General features: G+C 72.4%; 3 protein-coding genes. All 3 read right to left on the reverse strand.

All coding sequences use genetic code 11. The annotated features are described in order from the left end of the window. Positions 1-75: 75 nt before the first annotated feature. The 3 genes from ME121_RS32470 to metG are packed head-to-tail and all read right to left on the reverse strand — an operon-like array spanning position 76 to position 3,330. A complete protein-coding gene (locus tag ME121_RS32470; protein WP_059410310.1) occupies positions 76-879 on the reverse strand; it encodes an MBL fold metallo-hydrolase in 804 nt (267 codons plus the stop codon). Positions 880-902: 23 nt separating this feature from the next. Beyond that, the gene (locus tag ME121_RS32475) at positions 903-1,703 is read right to left on the reverse strand and encodes a TatD family hydrolase (RefSeq protein ID WP_059410311.1); all 801 of its coding nucleotides are present in this window, start codon (positions 1,701-1,703) and stop codon (positions 903-905) included. Between the two features lie 49 nt (positions 1,704-1,752). After that, positions 1,753-3,330, reverse strand: a complete 1,578-nt coding sequence (gene metG / locus ME121_RS32480) for a methionine--tRNA ligase (RefSeq protein WP_059410312.1) — start codon at positions 3,328-3,330, stop codon at positions 1,753-1,755. Positions 3,331-3,575 lie beyond the last annotated feature (245 nt).

Genomic DNA, 3,575 nt, shown 5'->3' on the forward strand with positions numbered 1-3,575 from the left:
GGCCGGAAAGCCGATTTTCTTGGACTCGGGCGACGACAGGCGTGTGACGCCCGATTCGGCCCCTGCCCTCCCACCCTAGCCGTCGAGGCTCAGGCTCATGCCGTCATAGGCCGGCACGATCCCCTCCGGGAGGCGCGCCGCCAGAGCGGCGTAGTCGAGATCGGTGTGCAGGTTGGTGAGCACCGCCCGGCGGGGTCTGACCGCCCGGATCAACGCGAGCGCGTCCGAGACGGAGAAGTGCGTCGGGTGCGGGGTGTCCCGCAGGGCGTCGATGATCAGCAGGTCGAGGCCGCGGAGCCGGGCGAGGCTCGCCTCCGGGATCAGGCTGACGTCGGGCATGTAGGCGGCCGCGCCGAACCGGAAGCCCAGGGCCGCCTCGTTGCCGTGCTCCACCGGGAGCGCTTCCACGGTGATCGCGCCCCCCTCCCCCTCCAGGGTCAGGTCGCGGCCGGCGGCGAGGTCGCGCAGGTCGAGGATCGGCGGGTAGGCACTTCCCGGGGGCGTCTTGAAGCAGTAGCCGAACCGGGCCGTGAGCAGCGACCGCGTCAGGGCGTCGGCGTAGACGGGGATGCGGGCCCGCATGGCGATCACCAGCGGGCGCAGGTCGTCGATCCCGTGGGTGTGGTCGGCGTGGGCGTGGGTGTAGAGCACCCCGTCGAGGCGTGTCACGCCGGCGTCGATGAGCTGCTCGCGCAGGTCCGGAGAGGTGTCGACCAGGAGCGTGGTCCGCCCCGTCCCCGACGCCCGCTCCACCAGGATCGAGCAGCGCCGCCGGCGGTTGCGCGGCTCCTCCGGGTCGCAGGCGCCCCAGCCGCTGCCGACCCGCGGCACGCCGCCGGACGAGCCGCAGCCGAGGATGCGCAGGGTCAGGCTCGCCATCCGGATCTCCCGCTCTGAACGCGTCACGCGGCGCCCGGAGTCGTTCCGGCAGCCTTGTCGAACAGCGTGAAAAAGTTCGCCGTGGTGATCCGGGCGAGATCCCCGGCGGGCAGCCCCAGGGTCTCGGCCAGCGACCGGGCGGTGTCGGCCGTGTAGGCCGGCTCGTTGGTCCGCCCCCGGTGGGGCTCGGGCGCCAGGAACGGCGCGTCGGTCTCCACCAGGATCCGGTCCCGCGGCACCGCCCGGGCGATGTCGCGCAGGTCGTGCGAGCGCCGGAAGGTGACGATGCCCGAGAAGGACACGTACAGCCCCAGCTCCACCCCGGCCTCCGCCAGCCGCCGCCCCGACGAGAAGCAGTGCAGCACCGCCCGGAACGGCGCCCGCCCCATCTCGTCGGCGAGCACCCGCTCCATGTGGTCGTCGGCGTCGCGGGCGTGGATCACCAGCGGCAGGCCGGAGAGCCGCGCCGCCGCGATGTGGGCGCGCAGGACCCGCTCCTGCACGGCCTCGGGGGCGGCGTCGGCATAGTGGTAGTCGAGGCCGGCCTCGCCGATCCCGACGCAGCGCGGGCTGGCCTGGGCGAGGCCCGCGATCGTCTCGGCGGCGACGTCCGGCTCCTCGGCGGCCCCGTGGGGATGGGTGCCGACCGTGTACCAGACCTCGGGATGGGCCTCGGCGATCGCCCGGTAGGTGTCGGCCTTGGCGACCCGCGTGGCGATCGTGAGCATGCCGGTCACGCCGGCGGTTCGGGCGCGGGCGATCACGCCCGGCAGGTCGGCGGAGAAATCCGGGAAGTCGAGGTGGCAGTGGCTGTCGATGAGCATCGGGTCTCGGGGCCGTCGGGCGGCAAGGTCCATCAAGCGGCAGGGGCCATCAAGCGGACGGCGTCTCGGGGCGCTCGAAGCGCGGGAAGATCGGCGCGGGGGCGGGGAGCGCCGTGCCGGGCACGAGGCGGCCCCCCTCCCCCACATCGGCGAGGCCGCGCCGGTCGGCCGGCACCGCCAGCAGGTCGAGGAGCTTGGCCGCCGCTCCCGGCACGAAGGGCTGGGTCAGGATGCCGAAGACGCGCAGGGATTCCAGCGTCGTGTAGAGCACCGCGTTCATCCGCGCCGGGTCGGACTTGCGCAGCTTCCACGGCTCCTGGGCGGCGAAGTAGCGGTTGGCCTCGGCCACCACGGCCCAGATCTCCGCCAGGACGGTGTGCAGCGCCAGATCGCCCATGAGGGTGCGGGCCCGCGCCGGCAGGGCATCGGCCTGGGCCAGCAGGGCCGTGTCGGCCGCGTCCAGGGCGCCGGGATCCGGCACCGCACCGTCGCAGTTCTTGGCGACCATCGAGAGCGAGCGCTGGGCGAGGTTGCCGAGATCGTTGGCGAGGTCGGCGTTGATCCGGCCGATGATCGCCTCGTGGCTGTAGCTGCCGTCGCCGCCGAACGGCACCTCCCGCAGCACGAAGTAGCGCACCGGGTCGACCCCGTAGGTGTCGGCGAGCTCGAACGGGTCGAGGACGTTGCCGAGCGACTTCGACATCTTCTCGCCCTTGGAGAGCAGGAAGCCGTGGCCGAAGACCCGCTTGGGCAGGGGCAGCCCGGCCGACATCAGGAAGGCCGGCCAGTAGACCGCGTGGAACCGGACGATGTCCTTGCCGATCACGTGCAGGTCCATCGGCCAGAATTTCTCTCTCGGGTTCGACGCGTCGGGGAAGCCGGTGACCGTCAGGTAGTTGGTGAGCGCGTCGACCCACACGTACATGACGTGGTTCGGATGGCCGGGCACCGGCACGCCCCAGTCGAAATTGGTGCGGCTGACCGAGAGGTCCTTGAGGCCGGAGCGCACGAAGCTCGCCACCTCGTTCCGCCGGGTTTCCGGCCCGATGAAGCCGGGCTGCTCGTCGTAGAGCTTCAGCAGCCTGTCCTGATAGGCGGACAGTCTGAAAAGGAAATTCTCCTCCTCCATCCACTCGACCGGCGTGTCGGTGGCGAGGCTGCGGCGGCTGCCATCCTCTAGGAGCCGGGTCTCTGACTCGTCATAGTAGGCCTCGTCGCGGACCGAGTACCAGCCGGCGTACTTGTCGCGGTAGATGTCGCCGTTGGCCTCCATCCGCCGCCAGATCTCCTGGGCGGCGGCGTAGTGGCCGGGCTCGGTGGTGCGGATGAAGCGGTCGTAGGCGCAGTCCATCCGGTCGGCCATGGCCTGAAACCGGGCGGCGGTGCCGTCCACGAAGGCGCGCGGGGTGGTGCCGGCCCGGGTCGCGGCCTGCTGGATCTTCAGCCCGTGCTCGTCGGTGCCGGTGGAGAACAGCACGTCGTAGCCGTCGAGCCGGTGGAAGCGCGCGATCGCGTCGGCGGCGATCACCTCGTAGGCGTGGCCGATATGGGGCGCGCCGTTGGGGTAGGAGATCGCGGTCGAGAGAGCGAAGGTCTTTCGGGGATGCGCCGGGGCGTTGGACGTCACGTCTGTGGTGTTCCGGATGAGCGCGGGAAGACGAGCGCGGGAAGCTGCCCGCGTTGTCGCGCGGCCGGCGCCGGGACGCAACCGTCGCCGCCCGCGGGGGCGGCGCCCGGCCGGGGCCGCCGAGAGAGCACCCGCCGGCTTGCGGACGCGCGTGATCGTCCCCGCGCGCCTGGGCGCCGGGGGCATGGCCCGGGAGACCGCACGAGGGACGCGGGACGCCGCGGGAACCCAGGTGTCGGCCAAGT

This window comes from Methylobacterium sp. ME121, from assembly GCF_000974725.1.
GTDB lineage: Bacteria > Pseudomonadota > Alphaproteobacteria > Rhizobiales > Beijerinckiaceae > Methylobacterium > Methylobacterium radiotolerans.

Coding starts and splice junctions, on each gene's coding strand:
- ME121_RS32470 (WP_059410310.1), bottom strand. CDS start 879: ATGGCGAGCCTGACCCTGCGCATCCTCGGCTGCGGCTCGTCCGGCGGC.
- ME121_RS32475 (WP_059410311.1), bottom strand. CDS start 1,703: ATGCTCATCGACAGCCACTGCCACCTCGACTTCCCGGATTTCTCCGCC.